The sequence below is a fragment of the Rhizobium sp. P1_E6 genome (assembly GCF_056405875.1).
Window position 1 is genome coordinate 46,192 of sequence record NZ_JBFUBG010000006.1, and the last position, 23,134, is coordinate 69,325.

The window sequence follows — 23,134 nt, forward strand, 5'->3', positions numbered from 1 at the left end:
CGACTGTGCTAGTTTAAAAACCAGTTGCTTAGGACAACTGGTTTTAGCTCGACCGATGGTAAATTGCAAGCAGTCTTGAGCGGGAGATGCAGGGATATGCAGCTTTGGCAGCACAAGGCATCGGAAAAGCTCCCGCCGATGGGTCGATCACGCGCCCGGATATTTGATTGAAACCTGGCTGAAAGTGGTCGCGAGAGGGCGGAATGCGCCCGATCAGTCCTTGCGGAAGATCAGGCTGGCGCCCCATCCCGTCAGCACTGCCAGCAGCACCGAAAGGCAGCCGTAGAGGATGGGCTGCTCATGGGCAGCATCGGTGATGGTCTGCTCGATACCCGTCTTGATGACGCGCAGCGGCTGCGATTTCTGCGTCACGAACTTCCCGCTCTTGAACAGGTAGGCACGCACTGTGTGCACGCCGTTTGGAATATTCGCCGGCAGCCGCAGGCTTGCCTTGAAGAGATTAGAGGAGACGAAGCGCACGCCGCTCGGATCGCGCTCGTACAGTCCGCCCCCCTGCTGCAAACGCCGAAAGGCGGTGCGGAATTCGTTGAGACTGTTGAAGTTGCCGGCAAAATCGATCGGCCGCAGCGGAATATGGTCGATACCGATACCCTCGCCGGTCAGGTCGAGTGGCGTCGTTATGTCGTCGATGGAACGCGAGCTCGACATCGAATAGGAATGCGGCACATCGGCGAAGGTCATGGACGAAGCATTGATCCAGATACCGAAGACCCGCTCTTTCCTGCGCACCGTGGCGTCTTCACGCGGACCTTCCAGAACCACGATAACGTCATACTGGCCGATGGCGAGCAGCAGGTCGTCGGTATTCGTCACCGCACCGAAAATCGTCAGGTCCGCGCCGCGAAAATCGGAGGTGATGGCGATTTCGCTGGTGGAGGTGCCGATTTCCAGCCCCTCCCGCTCGGACTGCGTTCCCTGCCCGGGCAGCATCTGCGCCGCCGCCAGTGATGGCGGCAAAAGTGCGAACAGCAGGGCAAGAACGCGCCAAAGCATCAGTTTCCTGCTCCCATGACCACCGAATAGATATCTTCGGGCGTCACGACCAGCGCGACGGCAAGGCGCAGGCCGACCGCGAGAACCAGGAGACCGAGTAGCGCGCGCAACTGTTCGCCGCGCAGCCGCTGGCCGACGCGCACGCCATATTGCGCGCCGATGACGCCTGCGAGCATCAGKAAGAAGGCGAGTACGATATCGACCGAATAGTTGGTCGCTGCCTGCACGATCGTCGTATAGGCGGTCACGAAGATGATCTGGAAGAGCGAAGTTCCGACGACCACATTGGTCGGGATGCGCAACAGGTAGATCATCGCCGGCACCATGATGAAGCCGCCGCCGACACCCATGACCGAGGTGAGGATGCCGATCGAAAATCCCAGCGCCACGATCGGGATGACAGACAGATAAATCTTCGATTTCTTGAACCGAACCTTGAGTGGCAGCTTGTGTACCCAGTGCTGGTGGCCGGGACGGCGCGGAGCCGGTGCCTCGTTGCGGGCGGCGCGCCGCATGGCGTTGACGCTCTCCCACAACATCAGCCCGCCGACGGTACCAAGGAAGACGACGTAAAGAAGCGAGATGAAGAGGTCGAGCTGACCGATGGCGCGCAGCAGCGAAAAGATCCAGATACCGAGTGTCGCGCCGGATAGGCCGCCGACGAGAAGCACCGAGCCGAGCTTCATATCCAGCGTGCCACGCCTGAAATGCGTGATTGCGCCCGAGATCGAGGAGGCGACCACCTGGTTGGCGCCGGTTGCGACGGCGACGACCGGCGGGATGTTGTAAAAGATCAGAAGAGGGGTGATCAGGAAGCCGCCGCCGACGCCGAACATGCCGGACAGGAAGCCGACGGCTGCCCCCATGCCGAGAATGATGAAGATGTTCACCGACAATTCTGCGATTGGCAGATAGATTGTCACAGCCGACCTCGATTATCGCCGCGCCCGCCGCGGCGGCCTGTCTCACGTTTCCGTTCGAATGGCGCATCCTACTGTGAAATCGTTGCCAGAGGCTTTCGAAGGAAAAAAACGCGATCAGCCGGATGCGGGCCCCGATATGTCCCGCATAATCCGGCTTTTTTCAGGTTTTGTGACAGCCGGCTTTAAAAGCCGGAAAGCGTAATGGTTGAGTGCTTATATGGCCTTGGCGCCCGGTTTGTTGCGCTCCAGAAGCGCCTTCACCGTATCGTCGTTGATCTTGCCGGTCGGTTCCTGGCCGATCGACTTCTGGAAGTTCTTGATGGCGGTCACCGTCTTGGCGCCCATCTCGCCGTCGGGTGCTCCGGCGTCGAAGCCGTTGTTGTTGAGGATCGCCTGGATGTTGCGGATCGCCTTTTTCATGTCGATGGTTGCCGTCTTCGGCGCAGCGCCGCTTGCCCATGCATCGGGGATCTCGATGCCGTTCGCCTTGTTGTCGAGCGGCTGCGGCTTCCAGAGGTCGGCCTTGGCGCGGGCGCGTTCAAGCTGGTCCGGCTTCATGGCATTCGCCACTTCGTCCCGCTTCTGGGCAGCATCCTTGTCGCCGGCCTTGGCGGCGATCGCGAACCATTTGTAAGATTCTTCCAGATCCGCCGGAACGCCGTTGCCGCGGGCACACAGGATGGCCAGATTGAACTGGCTGTCGGTGATCCCGAGATCGGCCGCCTTCTGGAACCAGGATGCTGCCGTCGAATAATCCTGCTGGCCGAGCGCACCGGAAGCATAGAGCACGGCGAGATTGTGCATGGCGCTGGCATTGCCTTGGGCCGCGGCCTGCTCATAGAGGCCCTTGGCCTTCCGCACGTCGCGGTCGACGCTGTTGCCCTTCTCGTACATGCTGCCGAGACGGTATTGCGCCGGTGCAAAGCCCTTGTCGGCCGAAAGCTGGTACCAGCTCGCTGCCTGCTTCTGGTCGGCGGCGAGCCCGTTACGGCCTTCGGTATAACGCGCGCCGATCTCGAACAGCGCCAGCGCATCGCCGTTGCGTGCCGCATCGGCAAGCGGCTGCGGCTGAACCGCATCGGGAACGACGATTGAGGCAGCAGCCGGGGCTGCCGGTGCCATCGCCGGGACAGTGGGCGCGTTCGGAACGAAAGCTGCAGACTCCTGCGCCGGTGCCTGGCCGAAGCCCTCGGCTCCCTCGCCATCAAGCGGCGTGGCATCGGTCAGATGATCGGGCGTTGTCGCCTGCGGCTCTGCTGGAGCGGCCGCCTCGGGGGGCGTTGTCTCCAGTACCATAGTCTGCGATTGGGCAGCCGTTTCCGGTGCCGTGGCTTCCGGGGCAACCGGTACTGGTGCTGCCATATTGGCCTGCGGCATTTCGGTCGCGCCGGTCAGTGCCGAGACTTCAGCAGGCGGCGGCGCCTTTTCGCCCGTCGTCAGCGTGCGGGCGAGCGGGAAGGCCATGATGGCAAGCAGCACGGCGCCGACTGCCAGCAGGATCGGCCGGCGGAAGCGCGCGAAGGCGCTACCCTTGCCGGCTTTCTCCGGCTTTGCGGCGCGGCGTTCGGCACGCGTCGCCGGCTTTGCGCTGCTGTCGATTTCCATGGCGGCGGCCTGCGCGGCGCGGCGCGCGGCGGCGATATAGTCTGCCCGGTCGTTCTCTGTGGCCGGCTTGCCGCGCTGGGCGTTCTGGCTGGCGCGTACGCGCTCCAGGATCCTCTTCACGTCGGGAGCGCCGGAGCCTGGTTCCAGCAGTTCGTTTGCCGCTTCGGCCGGCACCACATCGATGGGATCGATCGATGGAGCCGGATCGATAACCGTGCGCTCGGTGGCTTTTGTTTCCGTCTTGCGGGGAGGCATCAGCTTGCGGCCGAGGCTTGCAAGCAGGCTGCCCCTGACAGGAACGGCCGGCTTTTCCGGCTGGCTGTTGGCTTCGATTGCGATCGCGCTGGTGCTGTCGGCCAATGCCGGTTCCGGCGTGCGGCTTGGCCTCTCTTCAGCAATATCAGCCGTACGCAGCACCGGCGAGGCCTTGGGCGCCTGCATCACCGCAGCCTTGGTCGGCTCCCTGCCGGCATCGACCAACGCATAAGGATCGACGTCGAAATCGACATCGGCAGCCTGAGTCCTGGCAGGGCGTACCCTGTCTTCCATGCTGTCCAGCCGGTCGGCGATGTGCACCAGCGTCTCGTGCAGGGCCTGGAAAGTCTTGTGAGTACGCTCTTCACCGTTGCGGCTCAAATCTTCCAGATGCCGCAGGTCTTCGGCCAGCGCGACAAGCGCCGACATATCGGCGGCCGCGGGTGCGGTTCCCTGTACCCCGCCGTTGCGCGAATAGGCATCGACCACAGCTTCAGCCGCCTGCCGTGCGGCCTCGATGATATATTCGTCGTTGGTCGCGATATAGTCTTCGATCGCGCCCATGCGGCGGTCCAGATCGACCGATGCCTCGGCGTTTTCACGCGGCGTGCTCAGCAGCTCGGAGAGGTTGGCGATCTGGTCCTCGAGGTTCTTCAAGGCGCGCGCATCGGTCGGCGCGGCCGCCGTGCTTTCCTCCAGCCGTGCGGCGATGTCGCTGAGCCGCCCTTCGAGACGGCGGAAGGCGCTGTCGTCGATTTCCACCGCCGGGGCAGGGCGGATTTCCATCTCGTCGATACGGCGTGCGAGATAGTCGAGCCGCTTTGCAAGCGCGTCATTGACCGAGCCGTTTTCCAGCGCATCGATCTTGCGGGAGATATCGGAGAGCGCGCCGGTCAGGTCCTGTTGCGGCGCGGTCTTGTGCGTACGTTCGAGCAGGTAGGAAAGATGCTCCAGCCGCTCGTCGAGCCGAGAGGTCGCTTCGGTATTGGCAAGGTCTTCCACCCGCGCCGTCAGCGCCTCCAGGCGGCCTGCCATCTCGTCGGCGGGGTTGGGGCGGCTCATGGCGGCCCGGCCCATCAGCTCGATCTGTTCGCCGAGTGCGGAGAGACGGTTTTCCAGCCGCTGCATCAGCGCCGGGTCGGTACCAGCCGCCACGCGCCYGCCGGCGGCGATCGCGCGGCTGATCTCGTCGAGCCGCGTATCCATGGCCGCGAACTGCTCGGACATGATCCGGTCGTGCGGCTGGATCATGTTGCCGAACTGCTCGACGGCCGACGCAATCGTGATGAGCTTGTCTTCGAGTGCGCGCACGGCCGGGCTTTCGCCCATGTCGCCGAGATGCCGCTTGATGTCATCGAGCCGATAGGCGAGCGATACCAGCTCTTCCTGCAGCCCGGCGGTATCAAGATCGGCCAGTCGGCCTTCTACGCCGTCCCAGCGCTGTTCCATATGGCGCAGCGAATCCTCACGCGCCAGCCCGTCCATCAGCGAACGCAGCTCTTCGAATTCAGTGCGCAGGCCGGTGGCTTCCGGCCCGGCCGAGCGGGTGGCGAGCTGCGCAATGCTCTGCGACAGGCGGCCCATGTCGGCGCGGATGTCGTCGGCGAAATACTGGCCCTGGGCGCTGGTCTTGATCTCGCGCAGCTCGCTGCGCAGCACATTCATTTCGCGCGTCACACCTTCGGAAATATCACGCTTCAGGTCTTGCCGCAGGTTGACGAGCGCCTGGGCGATTTCCGTCATCGTGTCGTCGGATGCGCGGTAAACAGGGGTTGCCGGCTGCGGCGCCGAAGCACGCTGCGGGGCAGGGGCCGCTTCCCGGAGATGGGCTGGCGCCGGCTCGCGCGTATAGGTCCGCTCGCGGTTCTCTCTGGTAGCGTCGAGCGCACGCTGGCGCTGGCGGATTTCCGCAAGCGGATCGGCCGGGCGCGGTGCGGGGGAATTGGGGTAAAGATCGCGTTCGGGCGTCGGGCTGCGCGGCCGCTGTTCGCGCCCGCTGCCCATCAGTCCCTCGATCCGCGCTTCCAGACCTTCGATAGTGCGGTTCAACGCGTCGAGCGAGGTCCTGTCGGAATGCCGGGAAGAATGTGATCGCGATCCGTTCATGTTTTTGCTCGCTTCGATTGCCCGGTCAGGGCTCGATCATTGCCTTTTCCGAAACACACCAGGGCGCGCGTCGGAGAGCTCCATCCATAAGGAAATAATCAATTAGACTTTCCTCAAGCTGGACGGACTTTTGACGGCACTCCTGAAACGCGAGACAAAGAAAAGGAATGCAGATCGCCAATGCTCACCGCGCACCTTTTACGAAACGTGGTAAAGAACTCGTTAACCCGGATGAGAATTTTTTAACTTTTGCCTTTTCAAGCCGATTCAGGCCGCGAAAATCCTCAGATCGGCCGCTTGTATTGCAGCTCGATCTTCACGCCCTCAGGCCCGTAGATGAAGACCTGTCCGAGGTCGGTATCGGGAATATCGAGATATTCGTAGCGATAGCCGCTCGCCTTGATGCGGGCGAGCGCCGGTTCGAATTCGAAAAGACTGAAAGCCACATGGTTGAATATGCCGCGCGGAAAATCAGCAGCGCGTGAAGTAAGGCTCAGATGGATGACCGGCTTGTCATCCAGATAGAGCCAGTGGCCGCGTGTAGGGAAGGGCGGCCGGTAGCCTTCCTTCACACCGAGAATGCTTTCGAAGAAGCCAATCATGACAGGCGCATCGCGCGTTTCGATTGTCACATGGTCCAGGCGCAGCATCATCCCCTCCCAAGCTGTCGAAGCCGGCCCAATCTTATCGGTTTCCGCACCTTCAGGAAAGCAGTTATGCCGCGCCGCCGCCGGATCAGAAGCTCTCCGTCCAGGGCCGCAGTTCCACCTCTTGCGACCAGGCGCTGCGGTGCTGCAGCAGAACGTCGATATAGGACTGCGCGATCGCATCGGGCGAAAGCATTCCGTCAGGCCTGTCTTCCCGATCGGGTCGGGCCTCGGATCGCACGCCGCCGTCGATAATGAAATGCGCCACATGGATACCGAGAGGCCCGAGTTCGCGGGCAGCACTTTGCGCCAGTCCGCGCAGCGCGAATTTTCCCATGGCAAAGGGCGCCGATTGCGCAAATCCCTTGATGCTGGCCGTTGCCCCTGTCAGCAGGATCGCGCCGCGTTTCTGCGGGATCATGCGTTTCGCCGCCTGCTGGGTGACGAGGAAGCCGCCGAAGGCGCTGGTGGCGATCGCCTTTTCCACCTCTTCGGGATCGAGTTCGGCGATCGGCCCGCGTACCCTGCCGCTGGCATTATAGACCACGACGTCAGGTGCGCCGATTTCCGCATCCACGCGCTCGAATAGTGCCGAAATGGCAGCTGGCTGCGAAGCGTCCGTGGCAAAAGCCTTGGCGCCTGTTTCGTCGAGCAGCGGCCCGAGCTTGCCGATATTGCGAGCGGCAAGACTGACCTTCACGCCGCGCTCTGAAAGCTTGCGGGCGAGCGAACCGCTGATGCCGGAACCGGCGCCGACGATCAGCGCGCTACGATAGGGAAATTCGGCCATGATCTTCTCCTTCGGATGAACCTTCCGGAGAGGTAGGCAGTCGCGCGCCTCCAAAAAACAGCCGGCCGGAAATATTTCACTTTTCTGGAGCGTCGATCGAAAGCCCGCAGATGCGCGAGAGATAGGCGAGCGGCAGCCCCGTTTCCCTGGCCCAGCGGTTGAATGTCTGCTGGATCAGTTGCTGGTCCTTCTTGCCGGTTCCGGATGCCGAAAGCGGAATGCCCGCGTCCCGCAGGCAGGCGAGCACATCTGATGTCATGATGAACCCGTCGCGGCCGATGCCGCGCAGGAAATATTGCCCGGTGGCTCCGCCCAGCCGGTTGCCGCGCTTGCTGAGCATGTCAAGCAGGCCGATATGGTCCTCGCGTGGCCAGTCCGCAAAGAAGGCGCCGGCGCTTTCTGTCTCTTTCGCCAGTTCGCGCACGAAGGCTGCATTGGCGCGCACCGACATGATCTTCGCGCCGTTCTTGACGATACGGTTGTCGCTCGTCAGATCATGCCAGTATTCGTCGGGAGCGATGTTGAGGGCAGCGGGATCGAAGCCGTCGAAAGCCTCTTCGAAGCCCGGCCATTTATTGTCGATGACCTTGTGCACGAAGCCGCTGTAGAAGATGCGACGCGTCATCTGCGAAAGAATGCGGTCATCAGGCAAAGCGCGTAACGCATCCCGATCCGGCATCGCCGGCAGAAGCGCCTTCAGCGCATCGGCGCCGCCTTTTCGCTGCTCGGCACGCTGGCGGATGATATCGAAATCGCTCAAGGCTTCGCTCCCGAATGGACCTTACTGGCGCAAGCCTATTCCGGGAGCTGCCTTATCTTCAAGCCATGCGATGGACGCTCAGGCCTCTACGGTTTCGCGAACCTCATCCAGCAGGAAGTGCACGACCAGATAATCGGTCTTGTACTGCCGTCCGCTGTCGCTCACCTTCTCTTCGCAGCCGCCATCGGCAGGATGCCAGGGGTGATAGTGCGGATTGGTGACGATCAGCGTCACTGCCTTGCCGGCATAAGGCCCTTCTGCCGGCCGGAAACGCATTTCGGCAAGCGGCCAGATGCGTTCATAAGTTTCCATGGGGATGCGCACTCTCAGCGCCTTGCGCGGAGCCGGCGGCTCCTCATGCGCAACCAGTCTTTCGCCGTTGACCGGTTCGACCGTCACGGGCTCGATGGTCACTTCCTCCGCCGCATCGAAAATGGAATTGAACTCCGCAGGCCACGTTCTTCTCATGAAATAGCTCCTCCCAAGCTGCTTCTGCCGGTTTGGATAAATGTAGCGCGCTTAGCCGGAGAAGAAAACGGGGGCGAGAGGATTCTGTTTGAAGCGCCTGCCTTCGCCCACTTCACAAAATCGCGCACACGCAGAATTTGACGTTTACGGAAACGTCAATATTTTGTAAGAGAGTCCCAAGGCCGGAGCGATCCGGTTGCCGAATTGGAGGAATTCGAACGATGCCAATCTACAAGGCCCCGGTGAACGACACGCTCTTCGTGCTCAACGATGTGCTGGGTCTCGAGCGCTACAACAATCTCCCGGGTTTTGCCGATGCCACGCCTGATATGGTGGAGGCCATTCTGGGCGAGGCGGCGAAGGTGGCCGAGGAAGTTCTTTTTCCGCTGAACTATTCCGGTGACCAGGAAGGTTGCGCACGTCACGAAGACGCCACGGTGTCGACGCCGAAAGGCTTCAAGCAAGCCTACCAGGCCTATCGCGAAGGTGGCTGGATCGGCCTTGCCGTACCGGAGGAATTCGGCGGTCAGGGCCTGCCCTATACGCTGCATGCTGCCGTCGGCGAGTATACCTCGGCCGCCAACATGTCGCTGATGATGTATCCGGGCCTGACGCAAGGCGCCATCGCCGCCATCCTCGTCCATGGCACTGACGAGCAGAAAAGCACCTACCTGCCGAAGATGGTGGACGGCAGCTGGTCCGGTACCATGAACCTCACCGAGCCGCATTGCGGCACCGATCTCGGCATGCTGCGCACCAAGGCCGTGCCGCAGACTGATGGCAGCTACAGGATATCGGGCCAGAAGATCTTCATCTCCGCCGGCGAACATGACTTGGCCGACAACATCGTCCACTTGGTGCTGGCCCGCATCGAAGGCGCGCCTGAGGGCACCAAGGGCATCTCGCTCTTCATCGTTCCGAAACTCCTCGTCAATGAAGACGGCAGTCTCGGTGCCCGCAACGGCGTTTCCTGCGGCGCGATCGAACACAAGATGGGTATCCACGCCAACGCCACCTGCGTCATGAATTACGACGAGGCGACGGGCTTCCTGATCGGTGCGGAGAACCGCGGCCTCAACGCCATGTTCGTGATGATGAACGAGGCCCGTCTGATGGTCGGCCTGCAGGGCATTGCCATTTCCGAGATCGCCTATCAGAACGCCGCCAGCTATGCCCGCGATCGCATCCAGGGCCGCTCGCTGTCAGGCGTGAAGGCGCCGGACAAGAAGGCCGATCCGATCATCGTCCATCCGGATATCCGCCGCGCGCTGATGACCATCCGCGCCTTTAACGAGGCCGGCCGCGCCTTCCTGCTCTGGACTGCGTTGAAATCCGATATTGCCCACCGCGCCAGCGATGAGAAGGAGCGTGAGACGGCCGATGACATTCTCGGCCTTGTCACGCCGATCCTCAAGGGCGTGATGACTGACAAGGGCTTCGATCACGCCGTCATGGCCCAGCAGGTCTTCGGCGGCCACGGCTATATCGAAGAACAGGGCATGAGCCAGTATGTGCGCGATGCCCGCATCGCCATGATCTATGAAGGAGCGAACGGCATCCAGGCGCTCGATCTCGTCGGCCGCAAGCTGGCGCTGAACGGCGGCCGCGCCGCGATGGCGCTCTTCAAGGAGATCGGCGATTTCTGCGAGGAAAATCGTAGTGACGAGCAACTCGGTTTCTTCACAAAGCACCTGAAGAAGGGCTTGAACGATGTGCAGGGCGCGACCATGTGGTTCATGCAGAATGCCATGGCCAAGCCCGACAATGCCGGCGCCGGCTCGACCGATTACATGCACCTCTTCGGCCTTGTCGTTCTCGGCTATATGTGGGCGCGCATGGCCAAAGCCGCCAACGAACGTCTTGCCGCCGGCGACGCCAGGGAGGACTATCTGAAGAACAAGCTGATCACGGCGAAATTCTTCATGGAGCGCGTAATGCCGGAAACCGCATTGCGCAAGGCCCGCATCGAAACCGGCGCCGACACGATGATGGAACTGGCCGCCGACGCGTTCTGATTGCTTCCCCTTCTCCCCGGTGGGGAGAAGGTGGCCCAAAGGGCCGGATGAGGGGCCGCAGGCGCAGCTTTCTCCGGTTCCAGCCCGCCGGACGACCGAAATTCACCGGCGCGTTCGCGCCGCCAGGGAGATGAGACAATGACCGAGGTTTTCATTTACGATCACGTCCGAACACCCCGCGGCCGCGGCAAGAAGGACGGCGCGCTGCATGAAGTGCCCTCCGTACGCCTCGCGGCAAAGACGCTGGAGGCAATCCGCGACCGCAACGGGCTGGCTACGGAAACGGTCGATGACATCATCATGGGCTGCGTCGATCCGGTCATGGATGCCGGCGCCGTCATCCCCAAGGCTGCGGCGTTCGAGGCTGGTTACTCGATCAGGGCGCCCGGCATGCAGATCTCCCGCTTCTGCGCCTCCGGCCTCGATGCCGTGAATTTCGGCGCCGGCAAGATCGCGCAGGGTGCCGATGACATCGTCATCGCTGGTGGCGTGGAAAGCATGTCCCGCGTCGGCCTCGGCATGTCCGGCGGCGCCTGGTTCATGGACCCTTCGGTGAACTTCCCGGCCTATTTCATGCCGCAGGGCGTCTCGGCCGATCTCATCGCCACCAAATATGGATTTTCCCGCGACGACGTCGACGCCTATGCTGTCGAAAGCCAGAAACGTGCGGCGAACGCCTGGGAAAAGGGCTGGTTCAAGAATTCCGTGATCCCGGTCAAGGACCAGAACGGACTGACCATCCTTGCCCATGACGAGCACATGCGCCCCGGCACCGATATGCAGGCGCTCGCCTCCCTCAATCCCTCCTTCCAGATGCCCGGCGAAATGGGTGGCTTCGAAGCCGTTGCCATCCAGGCCCATCCGGAAGTCGAGCGCGTCAACTACGTCCACCACGCCGGCAATTCCTCCGGCATCGTCGACGGTGCCGCGGCTGTCCTCCTCGGCTCGAAAGCTGGCGGGCAGAGCATGGGCATGAAGCCTCGCGCCCGCATCAAGGCTTTCGCCAATATCGGCTCCGACCCGGCCCTGATGTTGACCGGTCCGGTCGACGTGACCGAAAAGCTCTTGAAGCGATCGGGCATGACGCTTGCCGATATCGACCTATTCGAACTCAACGAAGCTTTCGCCGCCGTCGTGCTGCGCTACATGCAGGCCTTCGACATCCCGCACGACCAGATCAACGTCAATGGTGGCGCCATCGCCATGGGCCATCCGCTCGGTGCAACCGGCGCCATGATCCTCGGCACCGTGCTGGACGAGCTGGAGCGCCGCGATCTCAATACCGCATTGGTCACCCTCTGCATCGGCGCCGGCATGGGCACGGCCACCGTCATCGAACGCGTCTAAGGGAGAGAGACGATGAGCTACACCAACTTCACCGTCGAGACCGATGCGGATGGTATTGCATTGGTCACCTGGGACATGCCCGGAAAGTCGATGAACGTCTTCACCGAAGAGGTGATGAGCGAGCTCGACGCTATCATCGATGCGACCGTCGCCGACAGCGCCGTCAAGGGCGTCGTCATCACCTCGGGCAAGTCCTCCTTCTCCGGCGGCGCTGATCTATCGATGATCAAGGCCATGTTCAGCTTCTATCAGCAGGAGAAGGCTGYGAACCCTGACAGTGCGGCACAGAAACTATTCGATCTCGTCGGCCGCATGACCGGCCTCTTCCGCAAGCTGGAAACCTGCGGCAAGCCCTGGGTCTCCGCCATTAACGGCACCTGCATGGGCGGCGCGCTGGAAATGTCGCTCGCCTGCCATGGCCGCGTCGCCTCCAACGCGAAAAGCGTCAAGATCGCCCTGCCGGAAGTCAAGGTCGGCATTTTCCCGGGTGCCGGCGGCACGCAGCGTATCTCGCGTCTCACCGATGCGCAGTCCGCCTTGCAGATGATGACGACTGGCCAGTCGCTGAACGCTTCACGCGCCAAGGCCATGAACCTCGTCCATCAAGTCGTCGATCCGGATCAGCTGATCCCCGCCGCAAAGCAGATGATCAAGGATGGGCTCAAGCCCGTCGCCCCTTGGGACGAAAAGGGTTTCAAGGTTCCGGGCGGCGGCATCTGGACGCCAGCCGCAGCCCAGCTCTGGCCGGCAGCACCCGCGATCCTCCGCCGCGAAACCTCAGGCAATTATCCGGGCGCGCTCGCCATCCTGAAATGCGTCTATGAAGGCCTGCAAGTTCCCTTCGATACGGCGCTGAAGATCGAGCAGCGCTATTTCACGCAGGTGCTGCAGACCACCGAGGCCTTCTCGATGATCCGCTCGCTCTTCATCTCCATGCAGGAGCTTGGCAAGGGCGCCCGCCGCCCGGCTGGCATTCCGAAGACGGAGCTGAAGAAGGTCGGCGTCGTCGGCGCGGGCTTCATGGGCGCTTCGATCGCCTATGTCACGGCCGCCGCCGGCTTCGAGGTTGTGCTTATCGACCGCGATATGGAGGCCGCCACCAAGGGTAAAGGCGTTGGCGAGAGCCTCGTCAAGGATTCCATCGGTAAGGGTCGTCTTACGCAAGAGGAGGGTGCCGCGCTTCTTTCCCGCCTCACACCATCAGCCGACTACGCCGATCTGAAGGATGCCGACCTCGTTATCGAGGCGGTCTTCGAGGATCGCGCCGTCAAGAAGGCGGTCATCGAGCAGGTGGAAGCCGTCATTCCGGAAACGACCGTCTTCGCCTCCAACACCTCCACTCTGCCGATTACGGGTCTCTCGGAAAATTCGAAGCGTCCCGAGCAGTTCATCGGCGTGCACTTCTTCTCGCCGGTAGAGAAGATGATGCTGACCGAGGTCATCCTTGGCAAAAACACCGGCGACCGGGCGCTCGCCGTGGCGTTGGACTATGTCGCGGCGATCAAGAAGACGCCGATCGTTGTCAACGATGTCAGGGGCTTCTTCGTCAACCGCTGCGTCTTCCGCTACATTCACGAAGCCTATGACATGCTGATCGAAGGCGTGCCACCGGCGATGATCGAGAACGCCGCCAAGATGGCGGGCATGCCGGTTGGCCCTCTCTCGCTGAACGACGAGGTGGCGATTGACCTGTCTCAGAAAATCCTCAAGGCGACGGTCGCTGATCTCGGCCCTGATGCCGTCGACGAACGCCATCTCGCCCTCATCAACAAGCTGGTCGATGAACTCGACCGCCGCGGCCGCAAGAACGGCAAGGGTTTCTACGAATACCCGGCAAAGCCCGCCAAGAAGTTCCTCTGGCCCGAGCTGAAAACGCTCTATCCACAGAAGCCGGCCGACGAAATCGACGTCAACACCCTGAAGCAGCGCTTCCTGGTGACGATCGCGCTCGAGGCAGCCCGTACCATGGAAGAGGGTATCGTCACCGATCCACGTGAAGCCGACGTCGGCTCGATCCTGGGCTTCGGCTTTGCGCCCTACACGGGCGGTGCGCTAAGCCATATCGACGGCATGGGCGTAAAGACCTTTGTTGATCTCGCCGAGAAGCTGGCATCTACCTATGGCGACCATTTCAAGCCGACGCCGTTGCTGAAGGACATGGCCGCCAAGGGCGAGACCTTCTACGGCCGCTTCGATCCCTATCCGGCCACTGACAAGGCTGCATAAATGGCGAGGCGGCGCGGCTCTTAAGAGCTGCTGCCGCCCTCACATCCCTTCGATCTGTGGTTATGCTTGAGCGAGCATTCCTGCTGCAGGCGCGGACAAGCAATCGAAAACACTTAGCCATTGCGCTAACTATCATGTCGTGATACTTAGCCTTATGGATTACTATTCACATCAACTCGACAGCATCTTCCTGGCGCTAGCCGATCCCACGCGCCGCGCCGTCATCGGCCGGCTGGGCACCGGACCGGCCAGTATCAGCGACCTCGCAAAGCCCTTTGACATGGCTCTGCCGTCCTTCATGAAGCACATCCGCCTGTTGGAAGAGACCGGTCTTGTCGAAACGAGGAAGCAGGGCCGCGTTCGAACCTGCACGCTGGAGAAGAAGCGTTTTGCCCTGGTCGATGGCTGGCTCTCGGCCCAGCGCGCCATCTGGGAAGCCCGCACGGACAGGTTGGAAGCTTTCGTCACCGCCACGCAATCGAAGGAGGAGAAATCCCGATGAACATCCCAATGCACGCAAATGCGAACCCCGATCTCGACCTCACTATTTCGCGCATCATCAAGGCCCCGCCGGCGGCTGTCTGGAGTGCCTGGACCACGCCTGCAAAATTCGAAAAATGGTGGATCCCCGCGCCGGCGCTCTGCCGCGTCGCCACCATGGAAGCCAAACCCGGCGGTGCCCTCGTCACCGAGATGAGCGAGGATGGCGGTCCCTTCCAGCCGCATCTCAGTGCCTGCTATCTGGATGTTCAGGATGGTCGCCGCATCGTCTTCACCAATGCGCTCCTCGGCGGCTGGCGCCCCGCGCCGACACCCTTCATGACCGCCATCATCACCTTCGCCGACCATCCCGAAGGCACCGCTTACAACGCCCTCGTCATGCATAAGGACAAGGACACCCGCAACACGCATGAGGAATTGGGCTTCCATGACGGCTGGGGCACGGTTGCCGAACAGTTGTCGAAGCTCGTGGAGGCATAGCAGGAAGAGCAGGTGACAGCCGCAGGATAGGCAAAGACGGTGCCGGCTGTGGCAAGGACGAGAAGTCCGCAAAGCCCGATACAATCGTCATACCCGATTAGTCTTCTTTCAGGTCGGCAGGCGGAGCACTCGAAGTCACCATTTCCGTGACCGGTTCACACGGCAGGCAGGGTGGAGGCGGATGCGATGCACGCTGAACGTTCTGCCCAGAGTCGCTAAACGGCGAGGCGAAAATCTTTCATCTGACCTTCGTCAAACATCTGGCTGAGCATCTGCAGGATCACATGGACCTTGTCGGATTTGACCGAATAGTAAATCGTCTGGGCATCACGCCGTGTCTTGACGAGGTCCTTGGTGCGGAGTTTCGCAAGGTGCTGGGAGAGAGCCGATTGACTGATCCCGATAATGTCGGCGAGGTCGTTGACCGCAACCTCACGCTCGGTGAGCGTTTGCAGCATCCTCAACCGATGGGCATTCGCCATGACCAGCAACAGTTCGGCTTTCTTTTCATAAATGTCGATATTCATGAGTTTCCCTTCGCAATTGATAAACGGTAATTTCACATAACTAATAAAGAATTATCTTAATATGGCAGAAAGGCGTAATTTTCCCTCTCTGCCTTCTAAACGCTTCCGGATAGGCCGCTCTTTCGAGCAGGCGCCCCTGTCGCATTCATATTTCATCGGGCATTGCGGCTCACAAATCTCTCGCATAGCGCCTATATGCGTATCCGGAATCATGCAAAGAAACGTCCCACGGCACATTTCAGTTTAAGCGATGGAATCATGAAAAAGATCGGTTTTCTCTCGTTCGGGCACTGGACGCCCTCGCCGCAATCCCAAACCCGCTCGGCCGGCGATACGTTGTTGCAGTCGATTGACCTTGCTGTCGCGGCAGAAGAGCTGGGCGCCGACGGCGCCTATTTCCGCGTTCACCACTTCGCCCGTCAGCTTGCCTCGCCATACCCGCTGCTCGCGGCTGTCGGCGCCAGGACGAGCCGTATCGAGATCGGGACAGCGGTTATCGACATGCGCTACGAGAACCCTCTCTATATGGCGGAAGATGCCGGTGCGGCCGACCTGATTTCCCGGGGACGTCTGCAGCTCGGTATCAGCCGTGGCTCGCCGGAACAGGTCATCGAAGGCTGGCGCTATTTCGGCTACAACCCGCCGGAAGGCCAGAGCGATGCCGATATGGGCCGCCGCCATGCCGAGGTTTTCCTCGAAGTGCTGCGCGGCGAAGGTTTTGCCGAGCCCAATCCGCGCCCGATGTTCCCCAATCCGCCCGGCCTGTTGCGCCTCGAGCCGCATTCCGAAGGGCTGCGCGACCGCATCTGGTGGGGTGCCGGCTCCAACGCCACGGCTGTCTGGGCCGCCAAGCTCGGCATGAATCTCCAGAGCTCGACGCTGAAGGACGATGAGACAGGCGAGGCCTTCCATATCCAGCAGGCCAACCAGATCCGCGCCTACCGCGAGGCCTGGAAAGAGGCCGGTCATCAGCGCGAACCGCGCGTTTCCGTCAGCCGCAGCATCTTCGCGCTGGTGAACGATCGCGACCGCAGCTATTTCGGCTACGGTAATGAGGGGCAGGACAAGATCGGCTTCATAGATGAAAACACCAGGGCAATCTTCGGCCGTTCCTACGCCGCCGAGCCCGATGCCCTCATCGAGGAACTGAAGAAGGACGAGGCGATTGCCGAGGCCGATACGCTGCTGCTCACCGTGCCCAACCAGCTCGGCGTGGAATACAATGCCCACGTCATCGAATCGATCCTGAAATATATCGCCCCTGCGCTCGGCTGGCGGTGATGACATTGCGCGACGGCGTCATGCCGTCGCCGTTTCTCTGGTGTTCCGCACCACCATCAGCCCGGCAATGCTGACAAGAACGATGGCCGTGGCGTAGATATCCGTCGTTGCGCCATAGCCGATCGATTTGACGAGGAAGCCGGCAAGGATCGCCGGCAGGCTGAAGGCGAGATAGCTCTGGATGTAGAAGGCAGACAGCAGTCCGGCCCGTTCTTCAGGCTTGGCAAGCGGCATGATCGTCCCGATGGAGCCGAGGAAGTTGGTGCCGAAACCGGCGCCAGTGAAAACCGTCCCGATCAGCAGCAGCGGCACGTTGGCGAGATGCACACCCGCCACGACTGTCAGAATGCCGAGCGTCTGTGCGCTCACGCCGAAGGCGAGATTGGCCTTCGGGCTGCGGCTGCGGCGCAGGAAGACGGCAATTGCGCCTGACAGCATCAGCGCAGCAACGACCGCCCCGCCCGTCAGCGGTGCACGGCTGCCTGTGGTGGAGGCGACCAGCGAAGGCACGAGCGACAGGTAAAAGCCGCCGAGCGTCCAGTTGGCAATATTGATTGGCGTGATCATCGACAGCGGCCGCTTGACCCGTTGCGGAATGGAAATGCTGGGCTTCAACGATCCGAGGAAGCCAGGCCGCGTGCCGCCCGTCTCCCGCGTCAACCACAGCGCAATGGCCTGCACCACAAAGGCGGCAAGCAGCAGGGCATAGACGAGATGCAGCGGCTCCGGCCCATACTGGATCAGCGCGCTGGTACCGATTGCTCCGATAGCCATGCCGGAGAGCGGCGCGATCGAGTTGACGATCTGCCCTTTGGTCCTGTTGATATCGACCAGGGCGGCGCCGAGCGAAGCACCGGCTATACCAGTGGCGATACCCTGGACGATGCGTGCCGCGATCAGCCATTCCGGCCCGCTGGCGATGGAAAACAGCGCCATGGCAAGGATTTCGAGGAGCAGTGCGCCGAAGATCACCGGTCGCCGCCCGAGATGATCCGAGATTGAGCCGGCAATCAGCAATGCTCCAAGCAGCGCGAAGGCGTATACTGCGAAGATGACGGTGATGAGGACGGGAGAGACGGCAAAGGCTTCCTGATAGATCCGATAGAGCGGCGTCGGCGCTGCCGATGCGCCGAAGAAGAAGGCAAGCGTCAGAGCATGGAAGCCCATCGGTGACGAATTCTTGATGGATTCGGGAGCGGCGACCATCTATAAGTCCCTTAAAGCTAAATCATTGCGTTAGCTTTATCTAGATGAGGCGGCGCCTAAAGGCAAATAAGTTGCGTTAATGGATCGATGAAAGTTTCTGAACTGTTGGCGCTGAAGCATGTCGCGCAAAACTGTGCAGTGGTTTTGGGACAACGACATACGTAAAAAGGACCTGAAGCGTGGTAGGCGAATCCGAAAGATCGCCGCACGGTTCAGGGCGGAGAAAGTTGGGTTCGTGATGGCAGTGAAAGAGAATATCCGTCCGGGCGGCAGAAGCGCCCGCGTCCAGGCCTCGGTGCATGCGGCAGTCCGCCAACTGCTGGAAGAGATGAGCCGCGCGGAGATCACCGTTCCGCTGATTGCGACGCACGCCGGTGTCACGCCCTCCACCATCTACCGCCGCTGGGGCGATCTGCAGGAATTGCTGGCCGACGTTGCCGTCGAGCGTCTGCGTCCGGACATGGAGCCGGTCGATACTGGCAATGCTGCCGACGATCTGGAAGCCTGGGCCGAGCAATATGCGGAGGAAATGTCCTCCGGCCCCGGTCGTGAATATGTCCGTGACGTGCTCGCAGCCCAAACCTGCGATAATGCCAATAAATGCTGCAACTTCACGCGCCAGCAGATCGAGACGATCGCCGGGCGGGCAGAGGAGAGGGGCGAGGCCTTCCCCGATGTCGATGCGGTGATGGATCGCGTGGTCGCCCCCATTATGTACCGCATCCTGTTCGGCGATGTCCCGACTGCCGCTCACGTGCGGGAGCTTGTCGGCCACATCTTCGACCGCCGCAAGGCGGCCTGAACTTCACTCGGCGGCAGCGCGCTTCAAGCCGGAAATCTGCGTGATATAGGCGCGCAATGCGGCCGGGCGGACCGGCTTGTGCTGAACGGCAATGCCATGCTTTTCCGCCTCGGCCCGCACTTCCGGTGTCCGGTCGGCGGTAACGAGCAGGGCCGGAATATCGATGTCGAAATGCTGCCGCAGGTGCAGGATCGCCGCCACGCCGGTCCCGTCGGCAAGATGATAGTCGGCGATGACAAGATCGGGTGGCCGCCGCATCGAAAGCGCCTGGACAGCCGAAAGCGAATCCACCACTTGCGTATCGCAACCCCATCCGTCGATCAGAAGCCGCATGCCTTCGAGGATCTTCGGTTCGTTGTCGATACAGAGGATGCGCAATCCCTTCAGCGGTTCGGTCGTGCGGTCGACGGGAAGCACGGCTGCTGCGGCTTCCGCGCTCTTCGAAACATCGAGCGGCATGAGGATGCGGAATTCCGTGCCTTTGCCATGCGTCGAGTGAAGCTCGACCTTATGATTGAGCACACGGGCGATACGGTCGACGATGGAGAGGCCGAGCCCGAGGCCCGACGCGGTCTTGGCGCCTTCATCCAGCCGCGCGAATTCCTTGAACACAGTCCGGAATTTCGAAGGCGGAATGCCGATGCCGGAATCCATCACCTGGATCATCACTTGATTGCCACGTCGCCTTACCCCGACCAGCACCTTGCCACTAACCGTATATTTGATCGCGTTGGAGACAAGATTCTGCACCAGTCGCCGCAGCAGGTTCGGGTCGGAGCGCACCCGCAGCGAGGTCGGCATAACCTTGAGCTTCAGTTTCTTCTCCCGGGCGACCGGCGCAAAGTCGGTTTCGATCCGCTTGAGCAGATCGGCGAGTGGCACGGATGCCAGCCGCGGCCGCATGGCGCCGGTATCGAGCCGTGAAATATCGAGCACGGCGCCGAGAATGCTCTCGACCGATTCCAGCGCGGAATCGATATTGCGCACGATCGGGCTGTTTTCCGATTGCGCCATACGCTCGACAAGTGCGGAGGAATAAAGCCGGGCGGCATTGAGTGGCTGCAGAATGTCGTGGCCGGCAGCGGCAAAGAAGCGGGTCTTGCCGATATTGGCTTCGTCCGCCGCAGCCCGCGCCTCGCCAAGTTCCCGGTTGACGCGGGTAAGCTCCGCGGTTCGCTCCACGACACGTTGTTCCAGCGTCTCGTTTGCCTGCTTCAACGCCCGGTCGGCGGTCACACGCTGGGTGATGTCGGTAAAGGTCGCGACGATACCCTTGTCCGGCATGGCGTTGGAGCGCACTTCGATGATGTGCTCGCCGCCGCCGAGCACCAGCGAGAAGGGCTTGTCGAGTGTCAGGAAGTGCCGCACGGCCTGTGACTGGTCGCCGGGCGCGATATCGCCACGCTGACTGAGGATATTGACGATCTCCGACAGTGGAAAACCGACCTGGCCGGCATTTTCCGGCAGGTCCAGCAATTGCCGGAAACGCCGGTTCCAGATCGTCAGGCGGTTGGAACTGTCGAAGACCGCGATGCCCTGGTCCATCTGCGAAAGCGCGGTCTGCAGCATGTCCTGATTATATTGCAGCGCTTCGCTCGCCTGATCGAGCAGCCAGGCCGTATCCGAGGACGCATCCTCGATCTTCTGCAGGATCAGAGACAGCACCAGCCGCGCCGAGGAGGATCCGATGGCGCTGCCGAGAAGCTGCTCGGTGAAATGGATGAGCGCCATGTCGGCCGGCTGGTCGTCCTCCAGCTTGCGCCCGGACGTCTGCTCGTAGGTCGCAAGCGAACGCTGCATGCGCTCCTCGCCGAGGTAGCGGGCGATGGCCGTCTTGAGATCGCCGACGCTGATGCGGGTCTTCCAGCCGCGGGTCGCAAATTGCGAGCGCGAATGCCGCTTCACGAAGATGCCGGCCTGGATGCGTTCCAGCGGTTTGGCGTTGCGCGTCAGCGATCCGACGATGAAGGCGGCAGTGTTGACGAGCAGGCTCATCGCTGTCGCATTCACAAGCGCATCGGCATCCGGCCCCGTGAAGAGCGTCGTGCCGGGAAAGATGAAGCCGAGGAAACTGCTTGCCACATAGGAATAATCCGGGCCGCCGAGCGAAGGCAGAAACAGCAGGTAGACCCAGATGATAATGCCGGACGATAGGCCGAGGATGGCGCCGCGCGCATTCGCCCGCCGCCAGATCATGCCGCCGAAGAGGGCGGGTGCAATCTGCGCGATGGCAGCAAAGGAGAGCAGGCCGATCGAAGCAAGCCCTGCCGTGCTGTCCGTCGAGCGGTAATAGGCATAACCCAGCAGCAGCACGGCGAAGATCGCGCTGCGGCGGATATTGAGCAGGCTCTTTGCGAAGTCGTCACGCTGGCTCGCAAGACCCGCGAGCTTCCGGCGCAGGAAGAACGGCATGACGATGTCGTTCGACACCATGATGGAAAGCGCCACGGAATCGACGATCACCATGGCGGTCGCCGCCGAAAAGCCGCCGATGAAAGTGATCAGCGAGACAACCGGCATTTGCCCTGCAAGTGGCAGGGTAAGAACATAAAGATCGGCATTGCCGTTGCCGCCGAAGACGAGCAGCCCGCCGATCGCAACCGGCAGCACGAAGAGATTGATGACGATCAGATAGAGCGGGAAGAGAAAGCCGGCGAGCCGAAGCTGCTTGGCCGTGCGGTTTTCGACGACGGTCACATGGAACTGGCGCGGCAGCATGATGATGGCGAAGGCAGAGAGCAGCGTCAGCGTGATCCAGCGGCTGAGCGGGGTCTGATAGTCGAGAGCGGCGGTGACCAGGGCGTTCTCCGAACCCTTCTGCCACAGGTCGCTTGGCCCGTCGAACAGGAACCAGATGACGCAGACGCCAGCCGTCAGGAAGGCGACGAGCTTCACCACTGATTCCATCGATACCGCGAGGATCAGCCCGTCCTGATGTTCGGTTGCATCCGTATGGCGGGTACCGAACATGATGGCGAAACAGGTCAGCACCAGGGTGACGATCAGCGGCAGGTCGAGGAAATAGAGGTTGCCGCTGCCGATGCCATAGTCGGACGGATTGACCATGGCCGTGACCGTCGCCGAAATGGATTTCAGCTGCAGTGCGATATAGGGAATGGTGCCGATCAGGCAGATCAGCGCCACGATGGTCGCAACAGTGGAATTCTTGCCGTAGCGTGCGGCAATGAAATCGGCGACGGAGGTCAGCTTCTCGGCCTTTGCAAGTTCGATGATTCGCTTGAGCAGCGGCATGCCGAGTGTGAAGACGAGGATCGGCCCGATATAGATGCCGGCGAATTCCAGCCCGTTATGGGCTGCAAGACCGACGCCGCCGAAATAGGTCCAGGAGGTGCAGTAGATCGCCAGGCTGAGTGCATAGACCACGGGCCGGCCGCCTTCCGGCACGCCGAACTTCCGGCTCCGTCGGTCGCCGTAGCTTGCTACCGCGAAAAGCAGCAGAAGATAACCCAAGGCAAACGCAAATATGACCCAGCCTGGAAGCATTGACCCTCCGCCGACGGACAATCCGCCGTCCTCCCGGAACAGTCCGAGATTAGGGCAATTCAGCAGGTTTGAAAATTCCCGCGGCCTTGGTCTTAAGTTCTACGTGGATGGGGGCAGTGTCCGAATATTTCCAATTGCCGATTGATTAATTGAGATGAAGGTGTAGCTAATGAAAACAACGGCATGTCTTTGAAAATGCATCAAGGGGAGACAGATCGGATGCTCAATGAGTTCAAAGCTTTCATCGCCCGCGGCAATGTCATGGATCTCGCAGTCGGTGTTATCATCGGCGGCGCCTTCGGCGGCATCGTCAAGTCGCTGGTCGACGATATCATCATGCCGATCGTCGGGGCGGTTTTCGGCGGTTTCGACTTCTCCAACTACTTCATTCCACTGTCGAAGGATGTCAATGCGCCAGCCCTTACCGCAGCCCGCGCGCAGGGTGCCGTTTTCGCCTACGGTAGTTTCATTACAGTCCTCATCAATTTCCTGATACTCGCTTGGATCATCTTCCTGATGGTCAAGGGCGTGAACAAGCTGCGCGAGCAGGTCGAACGCAAGGAAAAGGAAGCACCGGCAGAGCTGCCCGCACCGACGGCCGACGTCCAGCTTCTGACCGAAATCCGCGATCTTCTCGCCAAGCGTCCGACGGTTTGATCCGAATTGGGGCCCGTCCA

The 23,134-nt window shown here is 61.3% G+C and carries 18 protein-coding genes; 8 read left to right on the top strand and 10 right to left on the bottom strand.

Annotation, left to right across the window (positions count from 1 at the left end; all coding sequences use genetic code 11):
• Positions 1-213 precede the first annotated feature (213 nt).
• From AC1D35_RS05670 to AC1D35_RS05700, 7 genes are all read right to left on the bottom strand, one after another.
• The gene (locus AC1D35_RS05670) at positions 214-1,014 is read right to left on the bottom strand and encodes a TIGR02186 family protein (RefSeq protein WP_113298486.1); all 801 of its coding nucleotides are present in this window, start codon (positions 1,012-1,014) and stop codon (positions 214-216) included.
• Entirely contained in the window at positions 1,014-1,937 is a 924-nt protein-coding gene (locus AC1D35_RS05675) for a sulfite exporter TauE/SafE family protein (RefSeq protein WP_477938337.1), read from the bottom strand. The genes AC1D35_RS05670 and AC1D35_RS05675 overlap by 1 nt, the downstream gene beginning before the upstream one ends.
• Positions 1,938-2,150: 213 nt before the next feature.
• Complete coding sequence (locus AC1D35_RS05680; RefSeq protein ID WP_477938338.1) at positions 2,151-5,903, bottom strand: peptidoglycan-binding protein; 3,753 nt, start codon at positions 5,901-5,903, stop codon at positions 2,151-2,153.
• Between the two features lie 284 nt (positions 5,904-6,187).
• Positions 6,188-6,553: a VOC family protein gene (locus AC1D35_RS05685; protein ID WP_113306979.1), complete on the bottom strand. Its 366-nt coding sequence runs from the start codon at positions 6,551-6,553 to the stop codon at positions 6,188-6,190.
• 85 nt (positions 6,554-6,638) lie between these two features.
• Positions 6,639-7,340 carry an SDR family NAD(P)-dependent oxidoreductase gene (locus tag AC1D35_RS05690; RefSeq protein WP_113306978.1) on the bottom strand — a complete coding sequence of 234 codons (702 nt, stop codon included), beginning with the start codon at positions 7,338-7,340 and terminating at the stop codon, positions 6,639-6,641.
• A gap of 76 nt (positions 7,341-7,416) precedes the next feature.
• Positions 7,417-8,100, bottom strand: coding sequence for a DNA-3-methyladenine glycosylase I (locus tag AC1D35_RS05695; RefSeq protein WP_113306977.1), 684 nt, complete (start codon positions 8,098-8,100; stop codon positions 7,417-7,419).
• Between the two features lie 78 nt (positions 8,101-8,178).
• Positions 8,179-8,568 carry a hypothetical protein gene (locus AC1D35_RS05700; RefSeq protein WP_113298492.1) on the bottom strand — a complete coding sequence of 130 codons (390 nt, stop codon included), beginning with the start codon at positions 8,566-8,568 and terminating at the stop codon, positions 8,179-8,181.
• 221 nt (positions 8,569-8,789) lie between these two features.
• Here AC1D35_RS05700 and AC1D35_RS05705 point away from each other — a divergent pair, with 221 nt between their 5' ends.
• The 5 genes from AC1D35_RS05705 to AC1D35_RS05725 all read left to right on the top strand — a co-directional run bounded on the left by AC1D35_RS05705 (position 8,790) and on the right by AC1D35_RS05725 (position 15,137).
• Positions 8,790-10,583, top strand: a complete 1,794-nt coding sequence (locus tag AC1D35_RS05705; protein ID WP_113306976.1) for an acyl-CoA dehydrogenase C-terminal domain-containing protein — start codon at positions 8,790-8,792, stop codon at positions 10,581-10,583.
• Positions 10,584-10,721: 138 nt separating this feature from the next.
• A complete protein-coding gene (locus AC1D35_RS05710; protein ID WP_113306975.1) occupies positions 10,722-11,930 on the top strand; it encodes an acetyl-CoA C-acetyltransferase in 1,209 nt (402 codons plus the stop codon).
• 12 nt (positions 11,931-11,942) lie between these two features.
• Positions 11,943-14,156 (top strand): 3-hydroxyacyl-CoA dehydrogenase NAD-binding domain-containing protein, encoded by a 2,214-nt coding sequence (locus tag AC1D35_RS05715; RefSeq protein ID WP_477938339.1) that lies wholly within the window; start codon positions 11,943-11,945, stop codon positions 14,154-14,156.
• A gap of 154 nt (positions 14,157-14,310) precedes the next feature.
• Positions 14,311-14,658 (top strand): metalloregulator ArsR/SmtB family transcription factor, encoded by a 348-nt coding sequence (locus AC1D35_RS05720; protein ID WP_113298496.1) that lies wholly within the window; start codon positions 14,311-14,313, stop codon positions 14,656-14,658.
• A gap of 8 nt (positions 14,659-14,666) precedes the next feature.
• A complete protein-coding gene (locus tag AC1D35_RS05725; protein WP_113307077.1) occupies positions 14,667-15,137 on the top strand; it encodes an SRPBCC family protein in 471 nt (156 codons plus the stop codon).
• Between the two features lie 215 nt (positions 15,138-15,352).
• Here the strand turns inward: AC1D35_RS05725 and AC1D35_RS05730 are convergent, their stop codons facing one another.
• Positions 15,353-15,664 (bottom strand): metalloregulator ArsR/SmtB family transcription factor, encoded by a 312-nt coding sequence (locus AC1D35_RS05730; protein WP_113306972.1) that lies wholly within the window; start codon positions 15,662-15,664, stop codon positions 15,353-15,355.
• A gap of 258 nt (positions 15,665-15,922) precedes the next feature.
• Between AC1D35_RS05730 and AC1D35_RS05735 the strand changes: the two genes are divergently transcribed.
• Positions 15,923-16,945 (top strand): LLM class flavin-dependent oxidoreductase, encoded by a 1,023-nt coding sequence (locus AC1D35_RS05735; protein WP_113298615.1) that lies wholly within the window; start codon positions 15,923-15,925, stop codon positions 16,943-16,945.
• An 18-nt stretch (positions 16,946-16,963) separates the two neighbouring features.
• Here AC1D35_RS05735 and AC1D35_RS05740 read toward each other — a convergent pair whose 3' ends face one another.
• On the bottom strand, positions 16,964-18,151 hold the full coding sequence (locus tag AC1D35_RS05740) for an MFS transporter (RefSeq protein WP_113306971.1): 1,188 nt from the start codon (positions 18,149-18,151) through the stop codon (positions 16,964-16,966).
• 238 nt (positions 18,152-18,389) lie between these two features.
• On the opposite strand from AC1D35_RS05740, the gene AC1D35_RS05745 reads away from it, so the two are divergent.
• A complete protein-coding gene (locus AC1D35_RS05745; RefSeq protein ID WP_477938348.1) occupies positions 18,390-18,953 on the top strand; it encodes a TetR/AcrR family transcriptional regulator in 564 nt (187 codons plus the stop codon).
• Between the two features lie 3 nt (positions 18,954-18,956).
• Here AC1D35_RS05745 and AC1D35_RS05750 read toward each other — a convergent pair whose 3' ends face one another.
• A complete protein-coding gene (locus AC1D35_RS05750; protein ID WP_113306970.1) occupies positions 18,957-22,457 on the bottom strand; it encodes a PAS domain-containing hybrid sensor histidine kinase/response regulator in 3,501 nt (1,166 codons plus the stop codon).
• Positions 22,458-22,676: 219 nt separating this feature from the next.
• On the opposite strand from AC1D35_RS05750, the gene mscL reads away from it, so the two are divergent.
• On the top strand, positions 22,677-23,114 hold the full coding sequence (gene mscL, locus AC1D35_RS05755) for a large conductance mechanosensitive channel protein MscL (protein WP_113306969.1): 438 nt from the start codon (positions 22,677-22,679) through the stop codon (positions 23,112-23,114).
• The last annotated feature ends 20 nt before the right edge of the window (positions 23,115-23,134 follow it).